The sequence below is a fragment of the Arthrobacter sp. NQ7 genome (assembly GCF_029581595.2).
Taxonomy (GTDB): domain Bacteria; phylum Actinomycetota; class Actinomycetes; order Actinomycetales; family Micrococcaceae; genus Arthrobacter; species Arthrobacter phenanthrenivorans_B.
Map to the genome: position 1 here is coordinate 105,486 of NZ_JARFXU020000005.1, position 23,209 is coordinate 128,694.

At 65.6% G+C, this 23,209-nt stretch carries 21 protein-coding genes and 1 tRNA gene; all 22 read left to right on the forward strand.

Features of this window, described 5'->3' with window-relative positions:
- Positions 1 to 19: 19 nt before the first annotated feature.
- The 22 genes from PUN71_RS08115 (at position 20) to PUN71_RS08220 (ending at position 23,120) form a co-directional block, all read left to right on the forward strand.
- A complete protein-coding gene (locus tag PUN71_RS08115; RefSeq protein ID WP_043450527.1) occupies positions 20 to 1,615 on the forward strand; it encodes an ABC transporter ATP-binding protein in 1,596 nt (531 codons plus the stop codon).
- Positions 1,608 to 3,005: an ABC transporter permease gene (locus PUN71_RS08120; RefSeq protein WP_277797998.1), complete on the forward strand. Its 1,398-nt coding sequence runs from the start codon at positions 1,608 to 1,610 to the stop codon at positions 3,003 to 3,005. The genes PUN71_RS08115 and PUN71_RS08120 overlap by 8 nt, the downstream gene beginning before the upstream one ends.
- Positions 3,002 to 4,522 (forward strand): ABC transporter permease, encoded by a 1,521-nt coding sequence (locus PUN71_RS08125; protein WP_043450523.1) that lies wholly within the window; start codon positions 3,002 to 3,004, stop codon positions 4,520 to 4,522. The genes PUN71_RS08120 and PUN71_RS08125 overlap by 4 nt, the downstream gene beginning before the upstream one ends.
- 5 nt (positions 4,523 to 4,527) lie before the next feature.
- Positions 4,528 to 4,950 (forward strand): cytidine deaminase, encoded by a 423-nt coding sequence (locus PUN71_RS08130; RefSeq protein ID WP_277797999.1) that lies wholly within the window; start codon positions 4,528 to 4,530, stop codon positions 4,948 to 4,950.
- Complete coding sequence (locus PUN71_RS08135) at positions 4,947 to 6,263, forward strand: thymidine phosphorylase (RefSeq protein WP_277798000.1); 1,317 nt, start codon at positions 4,947 to 4,949, stop codon at positions 6,261 to 6,263. Before PUN71_RS08130 ends, PUN71_RS08135 begins: the two co-directional genes overlap by 4 nt.
- A 6-nt stretch (positions 6,264 to 6,269) precedes the next feature.
- Complete coding sequence (locus tag PUN71_RS08140; protein WP_043450518.1) at positions 6,270 to 6,899, forward strand: DedA family protein; 630 nt, start codon at positions 6,270 to 6,272, stop codon at positions 6,897 to 6,899.
- A gap of 134 nt (positions 6,900 to 7,033) precedes the next feature.
- On the forward strand, positions 7,034 to 7,759 hold the full coding sequence (locus PUN71_RS08145) for a DedA family protein (protein WP_277798001.1): 726 nt from the start codon (positions 7,034 to 7,036) through the stop codon (positions 7,757 to 7,759).
- A gap of 53 nt (positions 7,760 to 7,812) precedes the next feature.
- Positions 7,813 to 8,949 (forward strand): adenosine deaminase, encoded by a 1,137-nt coding sequence (locus PUN71_RS08150; RefSeq protein ID WP_277798002.1) that lies wholly within the window; start codon positions 7,813 to 7,815, stop codon positions 8,947 to 8,949.
- 61 nt (positions 8,950 to 9,010) lie between these two features.
- Positions 9,011 to 9,583, forward strand: coding sequence for a MazG nucleotide pyrophosphohydrolase domain-containing protein (locus PUN71_RS08155; RefSeq protein WP_277798003.1), 573 nt, complete (start codon positions 9,011 to 9,013; stop codon positions 9,581 to 9,583).
- 118 nt (positions 9,584 to 9,701) lie between these two features.
- Complete coding sequence (eno, locus tag PUN71_RS08160; protein ID WP_277798004.1) at positions 9,702 to 10,982, forward strand: phosphopyruvate hydratase; 1,281 nt, start codon at positions 9,702 to 9,704, stop codon at positions 10,980 to 10,982.
- Between the two features lie 138 nt (positions 10,983 to 11,120).
- Positions 11,121 to 11,801, forward strand: coding sequence for an FtsB family cell division protein (locus PUN71_RS08165; RefSeq protein WP_277798005.1), 681 nt, complete (start codon positions 11,121 to 11,123; stop codon positions 11,799 to 11,801).
- A 27-nt stretch (positions 11,802 to 11,828) separates the two neighbouring features.
- A complete protein-coding gene (locus PUN71_RS08170) occupies positions 11,829 to 12,500 on the forward strand; it encodes a DUF501 domain-containing protein (RefSeq protein WP_277798006.1) in 672 nt (223 codons plus the stop codon).
- Positions 12,497 to 13,444, forward strand: a complete 948-nt coding sequence (locus PUN71_RS08175; RefSeq protein ID WP_277798007.1) for a Ppx/GppA phosphatase family protein — start codon at positions 12,497 to 12,499, stop codon at positions 13,442 to 13,444. Before PUN71_RS08170 ends, PUN71_RS08175 begins: the two co-directional genes overlap by 4 nt.
- Positions 13,445 to 13,448: 4 nt before the next feature.
- Positions 13,449 to 14,858 carry a S8 family serine peptidase gene (locus tag PUN71_RS08180; protein WP_277798008.1) on the forward strand — a complete coding sequence of 470 codons (1,410 nt, stop codon included), beginning with the start codon at positions 13,449 to 13,451 and terminating at the stop codon, positions 14,856 to 14,858.
- 34 nt (positions 14,859 to 14,892) lie between these two features.
- A complete protein-coding gene (locus tag PUN71_RS08185) occupies positions 14,893 to 16,353 on the forward strand; it encodes an NAD(P)/FAD-dependent oxidoreductase (protein WP_277798009.1) in 1,461 nt (486 codons plus the stop codon).
- Between the two features lie 115 nt (positions 16,354 to 16,468).
- Positions 16,469 to 16,542: transfer RNA gene (locus PUN71_RS08190), tRNA-Leu, on the forward strand.
- A gap of 242 nt (positions 16,543 to 16,784) precedes the next feature.
- Positions 16,785 to 18,017 carry a branched-chain amino acid ABC transporter substrate-binding protein gene (locus PUN71_RS08195; RefSeq protein WP_043450501.1) on the forward strand — a complete coding sequence of 411 codons (1,233 nt, stop codon included), beginning with the start codon at positions 16,785 to 16,787 and terminating at the stop codon, positions 18,015 to 18,017.
- Between the two features lie 156 nt (positions 18,018 to 18,173).
- Entirely contained in the window at positions 18,174 to 19,181 is a 1,008-nt protein-coding gene (locus PUN71_RS08200; RefSeq protein ID WP_043450499.1) for a branched-chain amino acid ABC transporter permease, read from the forward strand.
- The gene (locus tag PUN71_RS08205) at positions 19,178 to 20,425 is read left to right on the forward strand and encodes a branched-chain amino acid ABC transporter permease (protein ID WP_277798010.1); all 1,248 of its coding nucleotides are present in this window, start codon (positions 19,178 to 19,180) and stop codon (positions 20,423 to 20,425) included. The genes PUN71_RS08200 and PUN71_RS08205 overlap by 4 nt, the downstream gene beginning before the upstream one ends.
- On the forward strand, positions 20,422 to 21,369 hold the full coding sequence (locus PUN71_RS08210) for an ABC transporter ATP-binding protein (RefSeq protein ID WP_043450496.1): 948 nt from the start codon (positions 20,422 to 20,424) through the stop codon (positions 21,367 to 21,369). The genes PUN71_RS08205 and PUN71_RS08210 overlap by 4 nt, the downstream gene beginning before the upstream one ends.
- The gene (locus tag PUN71_RS08215) at positions 21,356 to 22,069 is read left to right on the forward strand and encodes an ABC transporter ATP-binding protein (protein ID WP_043450494.1); all 714 of its coding nucleotides are present in this window, start codon (positions 21,356 to 21,358) and stop codon (positions 22,067 to 22,069) included. The genes PUN71_RS08210 and PUN71_RS08215 overlap by 14 nt, the downstream gene beginning before the upstream one ends.
- 151 nt (positions 22,070 to 22,220) lie before the next feature.
- On the forward strand, positions 22,221 to 23,120 hold the full coding sequence (locus tag PUN71_RS08220) for a Bax inhibitor-1/YccA family protein (protein ID WP_043450493.1): 900 nt from the start codon (positions 22,221 to 22,223) through the stop codon (positions 23,118 to 23,120).
- Positions 23,121 to 23,209 lie beyond the last annotated feature (89 nt).

Consider the following 23,209-nt stretch of genomic DNA (forward strand, 5'->3'; position numbering starts at 1 on the left):
ACACAGATTGGTTGGGGTTTTGAAACTCGAACTGAAAGGGATCACGAAGCGATTCGGGTCCCTGGTAGCCAATGACCACATCGATTTGGTCGTCGAACCGGGGCAGGTGCACTGCCTCCTGGGAGAGAACGGCGCAGGCAAATCCACCCTGATGAACGTGCTCTACGGACTGTACGATCCGACCGAGGGCGAAATCCTTGTCGATGGCAGGCCTGTGGTCTTCAAAGACCCCGGCGAGGCGATGGCCGCCGGCATCGGAATGGTTCACCAGCATTTCATGCTCATCCCTGTCTTCTCAGTGGCCGAGAATGTGGCGCTGGGCAATGAGACCACCAAAGCCGCCGGTCTGCTCAATCTGGAAGCCACACGCGAGAAAATCCGCCTTATCTCGGACCAATACGGGTTCGACGTCGACCCCGACGCCATGGTGGAGGACCTGCCGGTCGGGGTCCAGCAGCGGGTAGAGATCATCAAGGCGCTGGTTCGTGATGCCGAGGTGCTTATCCTCGACGAACCCACTGCCGTGTTGACGCCGCAGGAGACCGATGAACTCCTGGACATCATCCGGCAGCTGAAGCGCGACGGTAAGTCGATCGTCTTCATCTCCCACAAGCTGCGTGAAGTCAAAGCCATCTCGGACACCATCACGGTCATCCGCCGAGGCAAGGTGGTCGGGCAGGCCGACCCTACGGCTTCCCCCACCGAACTGGCGTCCGCGATGGTGGGCCGCACTGTGAGCCTGACACTCGACAAGGCGCCGGCCAAGACTGGTGAGGTGACCTTCAAGGTCCGCAACCTGACCGTGACGGACCACAACGGCCAGCACGTGGTCGATAACCTGTCCTTCGACATCGCCAAGGGCGAAGTGCTCGCCATCGCCGGAGTGCAGGGCAATGGCCAGACGGAACTGACCGAGGCGATTCTAGGCGTGCAGCCGCACGTGGCCGGGTCCATCACGCTCGACGGTGTTGAACTGCTGGGAAAGAGCGTCAAGAACGTCCTCGGTGCCGGGGTGGGCTTCGTCCCCGAAGACCGCACCCTTGACGGCCTGGTGGGCACGTTTACCATCTCCGAAAACATGATCCTGGACCTCTACGACAAGGCACCCTTCGCGCGCGGTGTGGGGATGAAACCCGGCGTGATTGCGGAGAACGCCGCCAGGAAGGTCGAGGAATTCGACGTCCGCACCCCGTCGGTCTCGGCAGCGGTGGGGACCCTCTCAGGCGGAAACCAGCAAAAGGTCGTGCTGGCCCGCGAACTCTCACGCCCGCTGCGCCTCTTCATCGCTTCACAGCCCACACGCGGCCTTGACGTCGGCTCGATTGAGTTCGTCCATAAGCGCGTCATCGCCGAACGTGACCACGGAACGCCGGTCATGATCGTGTCCACGGAACTGGATGAAGTACTGCAGCTGGCAGACCGGATCGCGGTGCTCTACCGCGGCCGGCTCGTGGGGATCGTACCCGCCACCACCTCCCGGGACGTGCTGGGCCTGATGATGGCGGGTGTCCCGGCCGCGGAAGCGGAAGCCAGCGCCTCCGCCCATGCCTCCGGCGCCACGACCACAGCGGCGGTTTCGGAGCCTGCCGGCCACGAAGGAGAATCCCATGTCTGAGAAGATAACCCCGGAACCGCAGGCCACGAACCACAGCGGCGCCCAGGAGAGCGCCGGCACCCAGGTGCCCGGCGGCACCACCTCCGAGGCTGTCGCCTCAGACGTCGTGCTGGACACCGCAGGTGGCCAAATGCCGCCGTCAGCCGTTCCCGCAGCCACCCAGCGTCATGGCCGGGACCATGACCGGGACAGCAGCGGATCGGTTCTGCACCAGATCTTCACCGGCAACGCCATGGTCTCCTTCCTCTCCGTGCTGCTTGCCATCGTGCTTGGCGGCATCCTGATGGCAGTGACCAACCCCAAGGTCGCCGTCACGGCCGGATACTTCTTCGCCCAGCCCGGAGACCTCCTGACCGAAGTCATCCGTCCGTACACTGCCCTCGTGCAGGGATCCATCTTCAACTGGGCCGGCGCCGACCTCGCCGCGCAGCTGTACCCGATCACCGAGACCCTCACCGTCGCAACCCCGCTGATCTGTGCGGGGCTCGGCGTCGCGCTGGCGTTCCGCGCCGGCCTGTTCAACATCGGTGCCCAAGGGCAGATCATCTTCGGTGCGCTCTTCGGCGCCTACGTCGGCTTCGCCTGGCACTTGCCCATCGGTCTGCACCTGCTGGTCGTCATCCTGGCCGGACTGGTCGGCGGCGCGGTCTGGGGCGGCGTCGTCGGCCTGCTGAAGGCACGGACTGGCGCGCACGAGGTAATCGTGACCATCATGCTCAACTACATCGCCAACTTCCTGCTGCTGTTCCTGCTCACCACCCCGGCTTTCCAGCGCAAGGGTTCCACCAACCCGATCTCACCGTTCCTTGACTCCACCGCGTTGTTCCCCGAACTGCTCGGACCGCAATTCCGCCTGCACGCCGGCTTTCTGATGGCGATAGCGGCCACCGCCTTTGTCTGGTGGCTGCTGAACCGCTCCACGATCGGTTTTGAGTTCCGCGCCGTCGGCGCGAACCCCAGCGCGGCCCGCACCGCCGGCATCAACGTCGCCCGCAGTACCATCCTGGTGATGGCGATCGCCGGTGCGCTGGCCGGCCTGGCCGGCGTGGCCCAGGTGTCCGGCACGGAAAAGTACCTTTCCGGCGGTGTCGCCGCCTCCATCGGTTTTGATGCCATCACGGTGGCGCTGCTGGGACGCTCGACGCCGTGGGGAACCTTCTTCGCGGGCCTGCTGTTCGGCGCCTTCCGCGCCGGGGGCGTGGCAATGCAGGCCCAGACACAGACGCCGATCGACATCGTGCTGGTCATCCAGTCCTTGATCGTGCTGTTTATTGCAGCACCGCCGCTGGTCCGTGCGATATTCGGACTCAACCCCCGTAAGAAGAAGACCACCACAAGTGGAACCGCAGGTTCGCGTACCGGCGGCGTCAAGAGCGGAGCGGCAGCATGAGCGCCACCACACAATCTCCCGCCAGCAAACAGCCAGGCACCGGAAAGGGAACCGGCAAGACAACCGGAACCAACCGTGCCGGCCGCCCGGCAGGCACAACGGAACTGGTGAGCTGGAAGGCCGGCATTGGCCTGGGCCTGCTCGCCATCCTGGGCACCGTGCTGTTCGGGCTCCTGGCCAACACAAAATCTGCCGGGTTCCGGATCGCCGAAGCGCGTGATCCGAACGCCTCCTCCACCGCAGCGTGGATCACCCTGGCCGTGGCGCTGGCGGCCGCCGCCTACGTCGGCTACCGCTGGATCAGCCAGCGGCGCGAGGGCGGGGGAGTGGACCGCTGGATTCCCGCTACAACCATCGCTGCCGTCGTCGTCTTGGGCCTGGCCGCCCTGGGCGTGGCACGGGTGGAGAAGGTCACCGTACCGTCGATGGCGCTGGGCTGGATCTGCTCGATCCTGCTGGTCGCCCTGGCGGCATACTCCTGCTTCCTGACCGTGCAGCGGCGGCGCACCCCCGGATGGGTTGGGGGTCTTTTCGCGGTGGTCTTCCTCGTCGGGTTCATGATCTGGATCGTCGCAGGCGGCCGTGACCCCGAGCCGTCCATTTCCCTCGGCGGCCTCCTGGCCGGCGCCGTGACGCTGGCCGTACCCCTGGTATTCGGCTCGTTGTCGGGAGTGCTGTGTGAACGTGCCGGCGTGGTCAACATCGCCATCGAAGGCCAACTCCTGCTCGGTGCCTTCTCCGCCGCCGTAGTCGCCACCGTGACTGGCAACGTCTATGTGGGCCTTATCTCTGCTGCCATCGCCGGTGCTCTTGTGTCCCTGGTCCTCGCAGTGGTGAGCATCAAATACCTTGTCAACCAGATCATCGTCGGCGTGGTGCTCAACGTTCTGATCAGTGGCCTCACCAGCTTCCTGTTCTCCACCCTGCTTACCGCAGACCCGGAACACCTCAACAAGCCCGGCCGGCTGCAGGCTGTGGATATCCCGTTCCTTGCCGACATCCCGATCATTGGCCCTATCCTGTTCCGGCAGTCCCTGGTCGGCTACCTCATGTACGTGGCCGTGATCGTCGTATACGTGGGGTTGTTCCACACCAAGTGGGGCCTGCGGGTGCGTGCCGTCGGCGAGCACCCACAGGCGGCGGACACTGTGGGCATCAACGTCAACAGGACCCGCTTCATCAACGTCCTCATGGGCGGCGCGATCGCCGGAATTGGCGGTTCCTTTTTTACCCTTGTGTCGGTGGACGCCTTCAGCAAGGACATGTCCGGCGGCCGAGGCTATATCGCCCTTGCCGCCATGATCTTCGGGCGCTGGAACCCCATCGGGGCGTTCCTGGCCGCGCTGCTGTTCGGATTCGCCGACAACCTTCAAAGCATCATCACCATCATCGGCTCGCCGGTGCCCAGCCAGTTCATGGCGATGCTGCCGTATGCCCTGACCGTCATCGCGGTGGCCGGCCTGGTGGGACGGTCCAGGCCGCCCGCCGCCGACGGCATCCCCTACGTCAAGGGGTGACGGCCATGGACAAGGTAGCCGACTCTCAGGGACAGGGCGTGGACTGGCAAATGCTGGAGTCCGCGGCCGTCGCCGCCATGAAGAACGCCTACGCCCCGTATTCGAAGTTTCCGGTGGGCGCTGCGGCGCTCACCGGGGACGGCCGCATCGTCACCGGCTGCAACGTGGAGAACGCCAGCTATGGGCTGACGCTCTGCGCCGAGTGCACGCTGGTGGGAAACCTGCAGATGACCGGGGGCGGACTGCTCCGGGCCTTCTACTGCGTGGACGGGGCCGGCAACGTCCTCATGCCCTGCGGCCGGTGCCGGCAACTGCTCTACGAATTCCGGGCCCCGGGCATGCAGCTCATGACCACCGCCGGCATCAAAACTATGGACCAGGTGCTTCCCGACGCCTTTGGTCCCGAACACCTGGAGGAGACCCGGTGACCGAGAACAAAGCAGAAGCGTTCGACGCCGTCGACATCATCCGCATCAAGCGGGACAAGGGGACGCTGAGCCCCGAACAGATCGACTGGACCATCGACGCCTATACCCGCGGAGCCATTGCTGATGAGCAAATGGCCGCCCTGAACATGGCCATCCTGCTCAACGGCATGGACCGCGCCGAAATCGCCCGCTGGACCGCGGCCATGATTGCTTCCGGCGAGCGGATGGATTTCTCCAGTCTCCGGCGCCCCGACGGCGGCCTGAAGTACACCACGGACAAACACTCCACGGGAGGCGTGGGGGACAAGATCACCCTGCCGCTGGCCCCGCTGGTGGCGGTGTTCGGCGTCGCCGTCCCGCAACTGTCCGGCCGCGGGCTGGGCCACACCGGCGGGACCCTGGACAAACTTGAATCCATTCCGGGCTGGCGGGCGAACCTCAGCAACGACGAAATCCTGGCCCAGCTGCAGGACGTGGGGGCGGTGATCTGTGCTGCCGGAGCCGGGCTGGCACCGGCGGACAAGAAGCTCTACGCGCTGCGTGATGTCACGGGCACCGTGGAAGCGATTCCGCTGATCGCGTCGTCCATCATGAGCAAGAAAATCGCCGAGGGCACCGGCTCGCTGGTCCTGGACGTCAAGGTAGGCAGCGGCGCCTTCATGAAGGATGAGGCCCGCGCCCGCGAACTCGCCGAAACCATGGTGGCGCTCGGCAAGGACGCCGGGGTCAACACCGTAGCGCTGCTGACCAACATGAACACTCCATTGGGCCTCACCGCCGGCAATGCCATCGAAGTCGAGGAATCCCTCGAGGTCCTGGCCGGTGGCGGCCCGGATGACGTAGTGGAGCTGACAGTCCGGCTCGCTGGGGAGATGCTCGCCTGTGCAGGCGTGCACGACGCCGACCCCGCGGCCGCGCTCAAGGACGGCCGCGCGATGGACGTCTGGAACCGGATGATCGCCGCCCAGGGCGGCGACCCCCGGGCCGCCCTTCCCGTCGCCAAAGAATCCGACGTGGTCTACGCCCCGGCGGACGGCGTGCTGGTGGAACTGGACGCCCTGGCCGTCGGGGTGGCTGCGTGGCGGCTGGGCGCCGGCCGCGCCCGCAAGGAGGATGCCGTCCAGGCAGGGGCCGGGGTGCGCATGCACGCCAAGCCCGGCGCCACCGTCCGCGCTGGGGAGCCGCTGATGACGCTGCTCACCGACACCCCCGAGCGGTTCGCCCGTGCCCGGGAAGCCCTGGAACACGCCGTCGTCATCGCCCCGGAAGGCTCCCGGCCTGCCCAGCAGCTCATTATCGACCGCATAGCGTAGCGACCCATGCAGGCCATCAACGACTTCATCCTCGCCGCCGCCGGACAGCCGTGGGTGCTGGTCCTGGTGCTGGCCTGCTGTGTCATCGACGGTTTCTTCCCGCCCATTCCCAGCGAGTCCGTCGTGGTGGGCCTGGCAGCCGTCGCCGCCACGGCGGACGTACCCAACCCGCTGCTCCTGGCCATGGTGGCGGCAGCGGGTGCCTTTTCGGGGGACAACATCGCCTACCTCCTGGGCAGGCGGGTCGGAACCCGCCGGTGGGCGTGGATGCGCGGACCGCGGATGCAAAGCGCGTTCCGCTGGGCAGGCCGCGAATTGCGGAAGCGCCCGGCCTCACTGATCCTCGTGGCCCGCTTCGTGCCCATCGGCAGGGTGGCGGTGAACCTCACCGCGGGAGTCACGCACTATCCCCATCTGCGGTTCGTCGGCCTGACCATCCTGTCGGCTACCCTGTGGGCCGGCTACTCCGTGGCCATCGGACTTTTCTTCGGCCAGTGGTTCGAGGACAACCACCTCCTGGGCGCGGCAATAGCCATCGTCTGCGCCGTCGCGCTGGGCATCGTCGTGGACCTGGTCATCAACAAATTCCGCGGCAAACCCAACGTGGTGGAACGGATCCGGGAACCGGAGGTGTGACCGGCACGTTCAAGGAGTAATTCCCGGCTCGGAGGCGTAGCGTACTTCGCCTCCCTCATGGGACACTTAGGAACGATTTCCGCTTTGGCTGCGGCACTTTGGCTGTGTCATTTTTCATACAGGAGCAACACCGCGTGGAGTTTATTAATGAGGCCGTGCTCCATGCAGCGGGCCAATGGTGGATCTACCCCATCCTGCTGGTGTTCTTCTTCGTGGACGGCTTCGCCATGGTGGTCCCCAGCGAGACCCTCATTGTGGCGCTGGCGGCCTTTTCGCGGCACAGCGGCGAACCCAATCTCTGGATTCTCGGCCTCACCGCCCTGATCGGCGCCATCTGTGGTGACAACATGGCCTACATGCTGGGCCGCAAGATCGGCTTGGACCGCTGGGGCTGGATGCGCCGCCCCAAGGTCCGGAAAGTCTTTGCGTGGGCCCGCTATGAACTGGAAAAGCGTGGCGCGGTACTGATCTTCACCGCCCGGTACATTCCCTGGGGCCGTGTGGCGGTCAATTACGTGGCAGGCAGCACCGGATTCTCGCACCGCAGGTTCTTCGTCTTTGACGCCTTCGCCTGCGTGACCTGGGTGGGGTACTCCCTGGGCATTGGCCTGCTGGCCAGTTCGTTCCCGTGGCTGCACCACAACCCCCTGCTGAGCGCCGGTATCGCCGTCGTGTTCGCCATCGTCCTCGGGGTGGTCATCGACCATTTGCTGCGCTGGTGGCACAAACGGCTGGGCCGCCACGACGCATCCGAAGCGGACAGCTGGAACGGGGAATCCTCCGGCCCCGGCCAGGACAGCCGGCCCGGCACCCAGGCCCTGGTGGTGCCCTCGGCGGAAGCCGGCCCAGCCGTCAAGTAGCGGCCGGCCGTGAACGGCTGGCTTTGAACTGCGCCCCACCCTAAGGTGGGAACGTGACTGAGCCCATTGTTGACGCTGCCCCTGCCATCGATTTTGACCTGAAGAGCCTGCCCAAGGTCTCCCTTCATGACCACCTGGACGGAGGACTCCGTCCGGCCACCATCATCGAACTGGCGGAGGCCGTGGGCCACACGCTCCCGTCCACCGACCCCGTGGCCCTGGGCCAGTGGTTCCGCGAATCCGCTGACTCAGGCTCGCTGGTCCGGTACCTGGAGACCTTCGACCACACCGTGGCCGTCATGCAGACCTACGACGGCCTGTTCCGGGTGGCGAAGGAATTCGTCGAGGACCTCGCCGATGACGGCGTGGTGTACGGCGAGGTCCGCTGGGCACCCGAGCAGCACCTGCAGAAGGGCCTCAGCCTCGACGAAGCCGTCGAAGCCGTGCAGGAAGGCCTCGAAGCCGGCGTCGAAGCCGTGTCCGAGTCAGGGCGCGAGATCCAGGTGGGCCAGCTGATCACGGCCATGCGCCACGCGGACCGCGGCCAGGAGATCGCTGAACTGGCCGTCCGCCACCGCAACAAGGGCGCCGTGGGCTTCGACATCGCCGGGGCCGAGGACGGCTTCCTGCCCAGCCGCTTCAGGGACGCCTTCACCTACCTCGCCCAGCACAACTTCCCGGCCACCGTGCATGCAGGCGAGGCCGCAGGACTTGAGAGCATCCAGTCCGCGCTGGTGGACGGACGGGCCCTCCGGCTGGGCCACGGCGTACGCATCGCCGAAGACATCATGGTGGAATTCGACGACGACGAGGAAGCAGGAGACACCGTGGGCCTTGTAACCCTCGGCGACCTCTCCAGCTGGGTCCGCGACCGCGGCATCGCCCTGGAAATCTGCCCGTCCTCCAACCTCCAAACCGGCGCCATTGCCGAATTCGGCGAAGGCATCGAGAGCCACCCCCTGGACATGCTCTACCAGCTGGGCTTCAACGTCACCATCAACACGGACAACCGCCTGATGAGCGGCGTTACTCTCACGGATGAGTTCAACCTGCTGGTGGAAACCTTCGACTACGACCTCGACGACCTGCTGGAGCTGACCCTCAACGCTGCCGAGGCGTCCTTCCTGCCGCTGGAGGAAAAGGAAGCGCTGGTGGAGTACATCAACGACGCCTACGCCAACCTTGGCTGAGCAGCCGCCCGTCGAGAGGCTGGTTCAGGTGATAGGGCAGCTGCGCGAACACTGCCCGTGGATGGGTGCGCTGTCCCACCGCTCCCTGGTGGAATACCTCCTCGAGGAGGCCTACGAGGTCGCCGAAACCATCGAGGAAGGCCACCCGGACGCCGAACTCCAGGAGGAGCTGGGTGACGTGCTGCTCCAGGTGGTGCTGCACGCCCGGCTGGCCGAGGAACGCGGCGCGTTCACGTTCGACGACGTCGCACGCGGTCTGGGTGCCAAAATGGTCCGCCGGAACCCGCATGTCTTCAGGCCCGACGGCTCGCTTCAGGACAGCTTTCCCGCAACCGTGGAGGAAATTGAACAGAAGTGGGATGCGGTCAAGCGCGCCGAACGGCCGGAGCGCCGCACCGCCTTTGAGGGTATTCCGGACGCTCTCCCCGCGCTGGCAAAGGCCCGGAAATCGCTGGACCGTGCCGCCCGTGCAGGACTCGGGCTGCCCGCGGCCACTCCCGTCCCTGGAAACGAGGAGGAGCTCGGAGACCTGCTCCTCGCCGTCGTACGGTCCGCCCGGGACCACGGCATGGACGCCGAACGTGCCCTGCGGGCCGCAGTCCGCCGCTACCAGGACGGCCATGCGCCATCATGACGTCCGGGCCTTGACCCGTTTGAGTAACCCGGAGCACTCTCGACTACGCTAGTCCCTGACGAGTACGTCGAGTTTTCTGCCTGATTCCCCCCGTTAATCGCCCATAAGGAGCAAATTCATGGCGCTTATCGATGCCATCCACGCCCGCGAGATCCTCGATTCCCGCGGCAACCCCACCGTAGAAGTCGAAGTCCTGCTCTCCGACGGCCAGATCGGCCGCGCGGCTGTCCCCTCCGGTGCTTCCACCGGTGAGCACGAGGCCGTCGAACTGCGCGACGGCGACAAGGGCCGCTACCTGGGCAAGGGCGTGCAGAAGGCCGTCGACGCCGTCATCGACCAGATCGCCCCGGCCCTGACCGGCTTTGACGCCACCGACCAGCGCAGCATCGACCAGGCCATGCTGGACCTGGACGGCACCCCCAACAAGGGCAAGCTGGGCGCCAACGCCATCCTCGGCGTCTCCCTGGCCGTCGCCAACGCGGCCGCCGCCTCGGCCGACCTGCCCCTGTACAAGTACCTGGGCGGCCCCAACGCACACGTCCTGCCCGTGCCGCTGATGAACATCCTCAACGGTGGATCCCACGCCGACTCCGACGTCGACATCCAGGAATTCATGATCGCCCCGATCGGCGCCGAAACCTTCTCCGAGGGCCTGCGCTGGGGCGTTGAGGTCTACCACAACCTCAAGTCCGTCCTCAAGGAAAAGGGCCTGTCCACCGGCCTCGGCGACGAAGGCGGCTTCGCGCCCAACCTGCCCTCCAACCGCGCAGCACTGGACCTGATCCAGGAAGCCATCAAGAACGCCGGCTACACCCCGGGCAAGGACATCGCCCTGGCGCTGGACGTCGCCTCCTCCGAGTTCTACAAGGACGGCGCCTACCAGTTCGAAGGCAAGGCCCTCTCCGCCACCGAGATGAGCGCCTACTACGCCGAGCTCGTGGACGCCTACCCGCTGGTCTCCATCGAGGACCCGCTGGACGAGAACGACTGGGACGGCTGGAAGACCCTCACCGACACCATCGGCGACAAGGTCCAGCTGGTGGGTGACGACCTCTTCGTCACCAACCCCGCCATCCTGCAGCGCGGCATCGACACCAGGACCGCCAACTCGCTGCTGGTCAAGGTCAACCAGATCGGCTCCCTGACCGAGACCCTGGACGCCGTCAGCCTGGCCCAGCGCGCCGGCTACACCACCATCACCTCGCACCGCTCCGGCGAAACCGAGGACACCACCATCGCCGACATCGCCGTGGCCACCAACGCCGGCCAGATCAAGACCGGTGCTCCCGCCCGCTCCGAGCGCGTCGCCAAGTACAACCAGCTGCTCCGCATCGAAGAGGAACTGGACGACGCCGCACGTTACGCAGGACGCAGCGCGTTCCCGCGTTTCAAGGGCTAGTAACCGCCTAAACCCCGCCGCGGTGGCTATGGTTGAAAGACCATAGCCACCGCTGTTGTTTGCAGCAGCAGTGTTCGTCAGCTTTGTTCGTCCAGCACAGATCGTGGCGGCCCCGGCAGGCTGCGTTTCAGGAGTGTCATGGCTACCCGCCGCCCCAAAGTTCCCAAGGTCGCCCCCACCCGTCCAGCCAAGGAAACGGCCGACGACGGATCCTCCGGCGGCGCGGAGGTCATCAGGGCGGATTTCCGGCCGGGCAAGGGCACGGCAGCGCAAGACACCGCACCCGCACGAGGCAACCACGGCCGTGGAACCCCGGGCCAGGCCCCCACGGGAAAGGCCAAGGACGGGAAAGACGCCAAGCCGTCCACGGGGCGGAAGGGCAGCAGCCCGACCGGGGCGCAGGACGAACGGACGGACGAGGGCGGGCACCACCCCGTCCCCGCCAAGGCGTTCTCCGGCCGCATGCTGGCGCTGGCCGTGGTGATGATTGCCATCACCATCATGCTCGCGCCTACCGTGAAGATCTTCTTCGACAAAAAAGCCGAAATCGACGCGCTGAATGCCGATATCGCCGCACGCCAGGCCGAGGGCGACGCCCTCCGGCAGCAGGTTTCGCGCTGGCAGGACCCCAACTACGTCAAACAGCAGGCCCGCGACCGCATTAACATGGTTATGCCGGGCGAAACCGGCTACTGGGTTTTTGGCAGCGATGAGCCGGCCGGACAAAACAGTAGCCCCGCCGCAGCATCACAAGACCCCGCCGATCTGCCGTGGGTGGATTCCCTGTGGGAGTCCATCAGGCGCGCGGCCACAGACTGAACCGCACAGGAAGGACGGCCCGCGACAGTGGAACACAACACGGCAGCCGCCCGGGATGAGTCCCGCCAACCAACAGCACACGACCTTGAAGTACTGAGCAGGCAGCTGGGGCGCCCCGTCCGCGACGTCGTGGAAATTCCGGCGCGCTGCGTCTGCGGGAACCCGCTCGTCGCCGCCACTGCCCCCCGCCTCAGCAACGGAACTCCGTTCCCCACCACCTTCTACCTGACCCACCCGGTGATCACGTCCGCGGTTTCCAGGCTTGAAGCGGCGGGTGTCATGAACACCATGAACGAACAACTGGCCGCTGACCCAGCACTCGCCACCGCTTACCGCGGGGCCCACGAAGAGTACCTGGCCGCCCGCGATGCCATCGGGCAGCGGTCCGGGATCGGTGCGGTTCCGGAAATCGACGGTGTCTCGGCCGGCGGGATGCCCACGCGGGTCAAATGCCTGCACGTCCTGGTGGGTCACTCCCTGGCCGCAGGCAGCGGCGTGAACCCCCTCGGCGACCAGGCCCTGGCGATGATCAGCGAGTGGTGGACCGCCGACAAGTGCTACTGCGACGGTGCCTGGGACACCACCGGGGAGGCCCCTTCCCGGGACCTGAGCCGGCACGGGCCGCAGGGCCTGCCGGACATCGTTGGCCGGCCCGCCCCGGTACGGAAGTCCGCCGCCGCCACGGAGGCCCCGGAATGACCCGTGTGGCCGCCATCGACTGCGGCACCAACTCCATCCGGCTCCTGATCGCGGACATCGACCGCAGCAACGGCAGCCCGGCACTTACGGATGTGGTCCGGGAAATGCGCGTGGTCCGGCTGGGCCAGGGCGTGGACGCCACGGGCGAGCTGGCTCCGGAAGCACTGGAGCGCACCCTTGCCGCCACCGCCGACTACGCCCGCCTGATCCAGGAGCACGGGGCCGAACGGATCCGCTTCGTGGCCACCTCCGCCAGCCGGGACGCCCGCAACCGGCATGTCTTCGTGGACGGCGTCAGGCATTTGCTCGGCGTGGAACCTGAGGTTATTTCCGGCGACGAGGAAGCAGCATTGTCCTTCGCCGGTGCCAGCAGCGTCCTGCCCATCCTCGACGGGCACCAAGTGCTTGTGGTGGACCTCGGCGGCGGAAGCACCGAATTCGTCCTCGGCACCGCAGCCGGTGTCACCGCCGCCAAGTCCGTGGACGTCGGCTGCGTCCGACTGACCGAACGGCACCTTCAAAGCGACCCTCCCACAGCCGAACAAATCGCCGCCGCCGAAGCCGACGTGGACGCGGCCATGGAAAAAGCCCGGCTCGAGGTGCCCCTGGAACGCGCCACCGCCGTCGTCGGTGTTGCCGGGTCCGTCACCACCATCACCGCGCATGCGCTCCGCCTGCCCGCCTACTCCCCGGAAGCCATCCACGGCACCGTGCTGCCCATCGCGGACATCCGCGCCGCCGCCACCGACCTGCTGGGAATGACCCGGGACAACCGCGCGGCGCTGCCGTACATGCACCCCGGCCGCGTCGACGTGATCGGCGCCGGGGGACTGGTGTGGCGGCGGATCCTGGAGCGGATGGGGGAGCTGAGCGGCGGAAAGATCACCGGGGCAACCGCAAGCGAGCACGACATCCTCGACGGCATCGCACTGAGCAACGGCTAGGTTCATGCACCCGACTCCAGCATCCACCCCGCCCGTGCACCGTGCCCTGGCGGCCGTTATGTCCGTTCTCCTGGCCGCATGCTGCGTATGTGCCGGCATCTTTACCGCGCCCGCCGCCCAGGCTGACGAATGGCGCGACAAAGAATACTGGCTGGCCGACTCCGGCATCACCAAGGCCTGGGAAGTGTCCAAGGGCGCCGGCGTGAAGGTGGCAGTCATCGACAGCGGAATCGATGCCAAGCACCCCGATCTCAAGGGCGCGGTTGCAGGCGGATACGACGCGTCCGGCTCAGGCCAGCCGGACGGCCAGAAGAGCGTGGGTTCCAAACCTGAGCACGGCACCCTGGTGGCCACCATGCTCGCAGGCCGCGGACACCAGCCGGCCAGCGCCAGCCCAAGCCCCAGCCCCGGACCGGCAGGAACACCCCCGGACGGCATCATGGGCGTGGCGCCGGAAGCCCAGCTCATGTCCGTTTCCACCTGGCTGGGCTCACCCAACCCCTCCGGCAAGAGCGACCAGGACCAGATTCCCGAAGCAGTCCGCTGGGCCGTGGACAACGGCGCCAAGGTCATCAACATCTCGCTTGGCAGCACCACGCCCCAATGGCCGCAAAGCTGGGACGCCGCCTTCCTCTACGCCGAGCAAAAGGACGTGGTCATCGTCGCCGCTGCCGGCAACCGGGTGGGCGGCAATACCCAGGTAGGTGCCCCGGCCACGATCCCCGGCGTCCTCACGGTGGCCGGCCTGGACCGGAAGAACCTGGCCAGTGTGGATGCTTCGTCCCAGGGCATCAGCATCGGCGTGGCCGCTCCTGCCGAAAACCTCCTGGGCGGGCTGCCCGGGGGCGGCTACGCGGAGTGGGCCGGCACGTCCGGTTCCACGCCGATCGTTGCCGGCGTCGCCGCACTGATCCGTTCCAGATGGCCGGACATGAGCGCCGAACAGGTGATCAACAGAATTGTTTCCACGGCAAAGGACGCCGGCGCCCCGGGCAAGGACCCGTTGTACGGTTACGGCATCCTCAACGCCGAGGCAGCGCTCAAGGCCGACGTCCCCGAGGTATCAACAAACCCGCTCGGCACCATCGCCGAATGGATCCGGGTACACCGCCGGGGCAACGCCGCTCCCGCCACCCCGCTGCCCACCGCCACGTCAGTGCCCAGCGCGGCGCCGACGCTGCCCGAAGCCACGGTGCCGGCAGCCAAGGCGCCGTCGCAGCGGGACAGTGCCATTGGCGCCGCCGTCGTGATCGGTTTTGGGGCACTCTTCGTGGCGATCATCGCGGCCGCTGCTATCCAGATCCGGAGGGCCGCCCGCAACCCATCCCTTGCCAGGGAAGAAGCCGACACGGGAGTGGTGGACCGGGTGCAAACGCGCCGGAATCCGCAGATTACGGACCACCGGCCTAGTTAGTGAAGATTTTCACAAACTGCGCTATCCTTAAACTATGGCAACCACCCCACAGCTCCAGGACCGTCCCAGGGTACTCGTCGTCGGCGGCGGGTACGTCGGCCTGTACGTAGCACTGAAACTGCAGAAGAAGATCGCAAACGCCGGTGGCATCGTCACCGTCGTCGATCCGCTGCCCTACATGACCTACCAGCCCTTCCTCCCCGAGGTCGCCGGCGGCAACATCGAAGCCCGCCACGCAGTGGTGTCCCACCGCCAGCACCTCAAGCAGACGGAGCTGATCCAGGGCCGCGTCACCTCAATTGACCATGAAAACCGCACGGCTGTGGTGGCTCCCGCCGACGGCGGCGAAAACTTTGAAATTCCCTACTTTGACGTCGTGCTCGCAGCCGGCGCCATCACCCGCACCTTCCCGATCAAGGGCCTGGCGGACAAGGGCATCGGCCTGAAGACCATTGAGGAAGCTGTTGCACTGCGCAACAAGCTGCTGGAGCGCATCGAGGTTGCCTCCACCATGACCGACCCCGCAGCGCGCGCCAAGGCCCTCACCTTCGTGGTGGTCGGCGGTGGCTTCGCCGGGATCGAATGCATCACCGAAATGGAAGACCTCGCCCGCGCCGCGGTCCGGAACAACCCCCGCATCAAGCAGGAGGAAGTCCGCTTCGTCCTGGTCGAGGCCATGGGCCGGATCATGCCCGAGGTCACCGCCAAGCAGGCAGACTGGGTGGTTGAGCACCTGCGCAGCCGCGGCATCGAAGTCCTGCTGAACACCTCGCTGGACAGCGCCGAAGGCACCCTGAAGCTCATCAACCTCCCGGACAAGACCCCCGCCCAGGAATTCGAGGCGGACACCCTCGTCTGGACCGCCGGCGTGCAGGCGAACCCGATGGTCCGCTCCACCGATTTCCCGCTGGAGCCCCGTGGCCGCGTCCGCGTCCTGCCGGACCTGCGGATCGCCGGCGATGAAGGCATCATTGAGAACGCCTGGGCAGCCGGCGACATCGCCGCCGTCCCGGACCTCACCGGCAAGGGCCTGCCCGACGGCACCTGCGTCCCCAACGCCCAGCACGCCCTGCGCCAGGCCAAGCGCCTCGCCAAGAACCTGTGGGCCTCGCGCTGGGACAAGCCGCTGACGGACTACAAGCACAAGAACCTGGGTGCCGTGGCCGGTTTCGGCGAGTGGAAGGGCGTTGCCAACATCAACCTCCTGGGCCGCATCGGCCTCAAGGGCGGACTCGCCTGGCTGGCCCACCGCGGCTACCACGGCATGGCCATGCCCACGTTCGAGCGCAAGTTCCGCGTCATCCTGAACTGGATCATCGGTTTCTTCGCCGGCCGCGACACCACCCAGCTGATGGACCTGGACAACCCGCGCGGCGCCTTCGTCGCAGCAGCCACCCCGGCTCCGAAGCCGGCAGCCGCGGCTGCTCCGGCCGGCGGCTCCGGCTCGACCGCTGTTTCCGCTCCCAAGGAAACGGTGTCGGCCAACGCCAAGTAGCGTTTGCCCGCTCCACGGAGCTTTACAGCGTCCGACGGCGGCCGTCCCCTCTCCGGGGCCGGCCGCCGTCGGCGTTTCCAGCCAATGCGTCCCGGGCAGGTACCATTGACCCGGCGCCCCAGTAGCCCAATTGGCAGAGGCAGCGGACTTAAAATCCGCGTGTTGTGGGTTCGAGTCCCACCTGGGGTACACCTGTCCCGGCCGCCGCGCCACCTTCCCGGACATCCGAAAGCCGCCTGTGAGCAGGCGGCTTTCGGCGTTTAATTCCCCACAGAAAACTACTGTTATAAGGCTGTGACCTCAGTCACTTAGTTTCGCTGGCATCTATGCACTAGCTTGAAGCTGAATCAGGAATTCCTGGTCCATTCCGGGCGCCGAAGCGCCCCATTGATCCGCACGCATCGCATGGCCCTGTTTCGGAAGGCAGACAAATGTACCGAAAGAAAGTCCTCACCTCGCTGGCGGCAGCAGCCACACTCAGCATGCTGCTGTCGGCCTGCGCCAACCAGTCGGGCACCGGCACCACCGAAAGCTCGGGCTCGTCCAGCAAGGTGAACATCCCCGCCATTTCGAAAGTTGATGTTCCTGCCGGTGCGGTGAAACCGGCCGGCGACGGCAAGGCTACCTGCCCCTCAACCACCACGCTTGCCTACGCCGGCGCCCAGACCGGTCCCAACGCCCAGCTCGGCGTCAACATCTTCAACGGCATCCAGCTGGCCATCGACCAGCACAACAAGGCCAACCCGGGCTGCCAGGTCCAGTTCAAGAAGTTCGATACCGAAGGTGACCCCAACAAGGCCACCGGCCCGGTCACGCAGCTCGTGAGCGAGCCGGACATCGTGGGCGTCATTGGCCTTCCGTTCTCGGGCGAGTCCAAGGCCACGGGCAACATCTTCGAGCAGAAGGGCCTGGTCCACATCACGCCGTCGGCCACCAACCCCAGCCTGACCCAGAACGGTTGGACCACCTTCTTCCGGGGCCTCGGCAATGACGCCGTCCAGGGTCCGGCGGCCGCCAAGTTCCTCACCGGAAAGCTCGGCGCCAAGAAGGTGTACCTCGTGCAGGACGACTCCGATTACGGCATTGGCCTGGGCACCTCCACCTCCGCCGGCCTCGGCAGCGCACTGGCGGGCACGGAGAAGGTGACCACCGGCCAGAAGGACTTCTCGGCCGTTATCTCAAAGATCATGAACGCCAAGGCAGATGCGGTGTTCTACGCCGGCTACTACGCCGAGGGTGCACCGTTCGACCAGCAGTTGGTCGGGAAGGGCTTCACGGGCACGTTCGTGGCACCCGATGGCGTGAAGGATGACCAGTTCATCAAGCAGGCCGGCGACGCGTCCAACAACGCGTACTTCACCTGCCCCTGCATCCCCGGTGAGCTGATCACCGATTTCGCATCGGCTTACAAGGACATCTCCAAGGGTGCAGAACCCGGAACGTACTCGATCGAAGGCTACGACGCCGCAACTGTTCTCCTGTCCGGCATCGACGCCGGCAAGCAGAGCCGCCCCGACCTGCTGGCCTGGGTTAAGGCATACGACAAGGACGGCCTGAGCAAGCACTACAAGTGGGATGCCAAGGGCGAGCTCCAGGCTCCGACCGTATACGGCTACAAGGTGGAAAACGGGAAGATCGTTCCCGTCGGTCCCATCGGCGAGTAGCAGCCCGGCACGAGGCAACGGCTGTGGGGGCCAGCATCAGCAGGCCCCCACAGCCTTTTCTTCGCTTGGCAGCAGCCCAGGACCACGTAACGTCACTAGACACAAGTCCCACGGCCGGGCCCAAAAGGCCGCGTTCAACTGGATCGAGATGTTTCCATGCTTCCCTCACTTGTCCCTTTACTTCCCACCGAAAACGACTGGATCACCTTCGACATTCCGTCCCTGGTCGAGAACTTCTGGAGCGCAACCTTTGACGGCCTCACCTTCGGGGCGATCTACGCGCTTGTAGCGCTCGGCTACACCCTGGTTTACGGCGTGCTGAACCTGATCAACTTCGCCCACTCGGAAGTCTTCATTGTCGGCTGCTATGCCGTCTTCTTCACCCTCAGCAGCCTGGGCTTCGGGCCCTCGGTTCCCAGGCTCGATATTTGGGCCATCATCCTGAACCTGCTGCTTGCGCTGATCCTGGCGATGGTTGCATCTGCCGTGACCGCGTTCCTGCTGGAACGGATCGCGTACAAGCCACTGCGGCAACGGAATGCGCCCCGCCTGGTCTTCCTGATCACCGCCATCGGCGCTTCCTTCACCATCCAGTACCTCATCTACCTGTGGCGCGGTCCCAGCCCGGAGCTTGCCCTGACCATGTTCCGGCCGACGCCCATCTTCGACGTCTTCGGCACCATCATCGACAGCCAGCAGCTGGTCATCATCATCGCGGCCGTGATCATGATGGTGGGCATCGACAGGTTCATCAGCAAGTCCCGCACCGGGCGCGGCATCCGGGCCGTCGCCCAGGACCCGGACACCGCAACATTGATGGGCGTCAACAAAGAGCGCATCATTATTACCACCTTCGTCATCGGAGGCCTGCTCGCAGGAGCCGCCGCATTGTTCTACGTTATGAAAATCCCGTCCGGTGTCCAGTACAGCGGCGGCTTTGTCCTGGGAATCAAGGCGTTCGCAGCGGCGGTGCTCGGCGGTATCGGAAACGTCCGCGGGGCGCTGCTGGGCGGCCTGCTGCTGGGCCTGATCGGCAACTACGGCCAGATCCTGCTCGGCAACTCGCAGTGGACCGACGTCGTGGCGTTCGTGGTGCTGGTGCTCGTGCTGCTGCTGCGGCCCGAAGGCATCCTGGGAACCTCCCTTGGAAGGAGCAAAGCATGAGCATGACCGACGGCCCGACGCCGCTGCAGACAGCAGCCGCGGAACAGGCAGCGGAGGAACGCGAAGCCTCAGCGAAAGCCGCAGGCAAGAGCGCGCTCCGGCAGCGAGGGGGGCGCAAAGGCGGATATTTCTCCGACCGCTGGCATGCCTTGTCCCGGCAGCAGCAGTGGGCATTCCTGGTCATCGTGGTGGTCCTGGCCTACCTGCTGCCGTTGATCAACCCGCCCATCATCACCACGGAGCCCGGCAACAACTTCGCCCTGGCCTGCTTTGACATGGCCCGGTTCGCGCTCATCGCCGTAGGCCTGAACGTCGTGGTGGGATACGCAGGCCTGCTGGACCTGGGATACGTGGCCTTCTTCGCGGTGGGCTCCTACTGCGCGGCGATGCTGACCAGCCCGGACTCGCCCTTCCTGCACATCCCGTACCTGTGGACCATTCCCGTGGCCATGGCCGTGACCATGTTCTTCGGCGTGGTGCTGGGCGTGCCAACCCTGCGCCTCAGGGGCGACTACCTTGCCATCGTGACGCTCGGCTTCGGCGAAATCGTGCGCATCCTTGCCACGATCATCCCCGCGATGAAGGGCCAGGTGGGCTTCCAGAACGTGGGCCACCCGCCGGGCACCGAACCTGACGGAACACCGATCTTCTCCAACTCGAACGGCGTGCCCTGGTACTGGCTGACGTTGACTATCATCATCATCGTCACCCTCCTGGTGGGCAACCTGGAGCGCAGCCGTGTTGGCCGTGCCTGGATCGCCATCCGCGAAGATGAGGACGCCGCGGAAATCATGGGCGTGCCCACCTTCAAGTACAAGGTCTGGGCCTTCGCCATTGGCGCTGCCATCGGCGGCCTGTCCGGTGCCTTGTTCGCCGGCCAGGTGGGCTTCGTCAACAACCAGAAATTCGACGTCACCACGTCCATCCTGTTCCTGGCCGCCGTCGTCCTTGGCGGCGCCGGCAACAAGGTCGGCGCCATCCTTGGCGGGGCCCTGGTCAGCTACATCCCCCTGAGGTTCACGGCCATCGCCGAGTACAAGTACCTGATCTTCGGGGTCGCGCTGGTGCTCATCATGATCTTCCGGTCCCAGGGGCTGCTCCCGGCACGCCAGCGCCTGCTTGCGTACGGCCGCACGGCAATGAACAGGGTCATCAGCCGCGATACCTCGGGAGCCAAAGACACTGACAAGCCCGCAGCAGGTCCCGATGCAGGCGCTGCAGCACAGAGAGGGGCGGAGGCATGAGCTCCGAGGACAGGCACAGCGGCTCCAGCAGCGTGGAGGAACAGCCGGCACAGGACGGTTCCGCGGCTGTTGCGCCCGAAATCGACATAGAGGCCCTGGCCGAGGCCGGGGTGGACCAGGAACTTGCCGAGAAAGTGGCGCCGGACCGCGACATCGCGGTCGCAGTTGGCGACAACATCGTGGAGGTGCAGAACCTCACCATCAAGTTCGGCGGCCTGGTGGCACTGGACAACATCAGCTTCAACATCAAGCGTGGTGAGATCCTGGGGCTCATCGGCCCCAACGGCGCCGGAAAGACCACCTGCTTCAATGCGATGACCGGCGTCTACAAGCCCACCAGCGGGAAGGTGGTCCTGGAAGGCCAGGTCCTGAACGGAATCAAGCAGCACAAGATTACCCGGCTGGGCCTGTCCCGGACCTTCCAGAACATCCGCCTTTTCGGGGAAATGACAGCCCTGGAGAACGTGGTGGTTGGCCTGGATGCCCGGCACCGCACCAGCGTCGGCGGGGCATTGCTGCGCCTGCCCACGCACATCAGGGAAGAGAAGTCTGCCATCGAGCGCGGCATGGCCCTGCTCGATTTCGTGGGCATCAGCACCCACGCGCATGTCCTTTCACGGCAGTTGCCGTACGGGTACCAGCGCAGGCTTGAAATCGCACGGGCACTGGCCACCGATCCGAAGGTGCTGTGCCTGGATGAGCCCGCTGCCGGCTTCAACCCGGCGGAGAAGGAAGAACTGATGGCCCTCATCCGCACCATCAGGGATGAGGGCTACACGGTGCTGCTCATTGAGCACGACATGAAACTCGTGATGGGAGTGACAGACCGGATCGTCGTGCTGGAATTCGGGAAGAAGATCGCGGATGGTTTGCCCCGGGAGATCCGTGAAGACCCCCGCGTAATTGCCGCCTACCTAGGAGAGCCCGAAGATGACGTTGCTTGAGCTTGAGAACGTTTCCGTCCACTACGGCCGGATCCAGGCGCTGCGGGACATCTCCTTCACCGTGGAGGAAGGCGAGGTGGTGGCCCTGATCGGTGCCAACGGTGCCGGCAAGACCACCACCATGCGCACCATCTCCGGCCTGCTGAACTGCTCGGAAGGCAAAATTACTTTCGCCGGGCAGGACATCACCAAGATGAAGGCCCACATCCGGGTGGTTCACGGAATTTCCCAGGCGCCCGAGGGACGCGGGATCTTCCCGGGCATGACCGTGATGGAAAACCTCGACATGGGAACTTTTGGCCGCAAGGACAGAAGCGGTGTTGCCAAGGACCTGGACCGCGTCTTTGACCTCTTTCCGCGCCTGAAGGAGCGGGAAAAGCAGTTTGGCGGAACCATGTCGGGCGGCGAGCAGCAGATGCTGGCCATCGGGCGCGCCCTGATGTCCAACCCGAAGCTGCTGCTGCTGGACGAGCCCTCCATGGGACTGGCCCCGCAGTTCATCCGCCAGATTTTCAGGATCATCAAGGAGATCAACAACCAGGGCACCACCGTCCTGATGGTGGAGCAGAACGCCAACCAGGCCCTGGCCGGGGCGCACCGGGCCTTCGTGCTGGAAACCGGCGAAATCACGCACAGCGGCAGCGGGAAAGAGCTGCTGGAGGATCCCTCCATCAAGGAGGCCTACCTGGGCGTGGGGTAGCCGGCCCGGCGGGGCCCGGTGCAGATCCGGACGAAACGGTCACGGTTCGGTTGCAACCGGGCCCCCTGGGAACTTCTCCAGCAGGCCCCTCGTGGGAATTGGTAGCGTAACCACACAACCATCACCCACACCCACATGGAGGAATCCCGCAATGGCACTTGGCGGCAACCCGATCTTCAACGGAAAGAATTTCCGTGGAGCCACCCAGGCACCGCCTGTCCCGCAGGCTCCCTATGGCGCGTCGTACGGCCAGGGCCCTTACGGCCAACAGCCTTATGGCCAGGCACCATACGGTCAGCAGGGCTGGGGCACCCAGCCGCAGTCCATGACGGACGAACAGCTGCGCCAGATGTACAGCCAGCCGTCGGCAGGCCCGGCGGACACGGGCCGGATGACCTTCGACGACGTCATCATGAAGACCGCAGCCTGCCTTGGTGCAGTGCTGGTAGGCGCGGCCATCACCCTCACGGTCGGGCTGTCGCTGGCCTCCATGCTCATGATTGTCGGAGCCCTGGGCGGCTTTGTCCTGGCCCTGGTCAATACCTTCAAGAAGCAGCCCTCACCGGCCCTGATCCTTGCCTATGCAGCCCTCGAAGGGCTGTTCCTCGGCGGCCTGACCCGGATCCTGGATACCCAGTACCCCGGGGTCGGCCTGCAGGCAGTGATCGGCACGCTGTCGGTATTCGCCGTCACCCTGCTGCTCTTCAAGAGCGGCAAGGTCCGCGCCACGCCCAAGGCGATGCGCTTCTTCATGATTGCCCTTGCCGGCTACGCCCTGTTCTCGGTGGTCAACCTGGTCATGATGCTCACGGGCGTCACCAACGAACCATTCGGCCTGCGGAGCGGCATCGTCGGCGTCCTCATCGGCCTGCTGGCCATCGGCCTGGCGGCGTTCTCGCTGGTCATGGACTTCACCAGCATTGAGGAGGGCGTCCGCAACGGCGCCCCGCAGCGGTTCTCCTGGACGGCGGCGTTCGGCCTGACCGTCACGCTTGTCTGGCTGTACGTGGAGATCATCCGCCTGCTGGCCATCCTCCGCGGCGACGACTAGGCACCCATGCGCCTGCCGCCGTCGTAAGAAACGACAGTGGGCCCCACCAGCTGATGCTGGTGGGGCCCACTGTCGTTTATGGGAGCAAC

Coding starts and splice junctions, on each gene's coding strand:
- PUN71_RS08185 (WP_277798009.1), top strand. CDS start 14,893: ATGGCAACCACCCCACAGCTCCAGGACCGTCCCAGGGTACTCGTCGTC.
- PUN71_RS08155 (WP_277798003.1), top strand. CDS start 9,011: ATGGGTGCGCTGTCCCACCGCTCCCTGGTGGAATACCTCCTCGAGGAG.
- PUN71_RS08120 (WP_277797998.1), top strand. CDS start 1,608: ATGTCTGAGAAGATAACCCCGGAACCGCAGGCCACGAACCACAGCGGC.
- PUN71_RS08195 (WP_043450501.1), top strand. CDS start 16,785: ATGTACCGAAAGAAAGTCCTCACCTCGCTGGCGGCAGCAGCCACACTC.
- PUN71_RS08165 (WP_277798005.1), top strand. CDS start 11,121: ATGGCTACCCGCCGCCCCAAAGTTCCCAAGGTCGCCCCCACCCGTCCA.
- PUN71_RS08205 (WP_277798010.1), top strand. CDS start 19,178: ATGAGCATGACCGACGGCCCGACGCCGCTGCAGACAGCAGCCGCGGAA.
- PUN71_RS08200 (WP_043450499.1), top strand. CDS start 18,174: ATGCTTCCCTCACTTGTCCCTTTACTTCCCACCGAAAACGACTGGATC.
- PUN71_RS08180 (WP_277798008.1), top strand. CDS start 13,449: ATGCACCCGACTCCAGCATCCACCCCGCCCGTGCACCGTGCCCTGGCG.
- PUN71_RS08220 (WP_043450493.1), top strand. CDS start 22,221: ATGGCACTTGGCGGCAACCCGATCTTCAACGGAAAGAATTTCCGTGGA.
- PUN71_RS08215 (WP_043450494.1), top strand. CDS start 21,356: ATGACGTTGCTTGAGCTTGAGAACGTTTCCGTCCACTACGGCCGGATC.
- PUN71_RS08140 (WP_043450518.1), top strand. CDS start 6,270: ATGCAGGCCATCAACGACTTCATCCTCGCCGCCGCCGGACAGCCGTGG.
- PUN71_RS08210 (WP_043450496.1), top strand. CDS start 20,422: ATGAGCTCCGAGGACAGGCACAGCGGCTCCAGCAGCGTGGAGGAACAG.
- PUN71_RS08175 (WP_277798007.1), top strand. CDS start 12,497: ATGACCCGTGTGGCCGCCATCGACTGCGGCACCAACTCCATCCGGCTC.
- PUN71_RS08130 (WP_277797999.1), top strand. CDS start 4,528: ATGGACAAGGTAGCCGACTCTCAGGGACAGGGCGTGGACTGGCAAATG.
- PUN71_RS08125 (WP_043450523.1), top strand. CDS start 3,002: ATGAGCGCCACCACACAATCTCCCGCCAGCAAACAGCCAGGCACCGGA.
- eno (WP_277798004.1), top strand. CDS start 9,702: ATGGCGCTTATCGATGCCATCCACGCCCGCGAGATCCTCGATTCCCGC.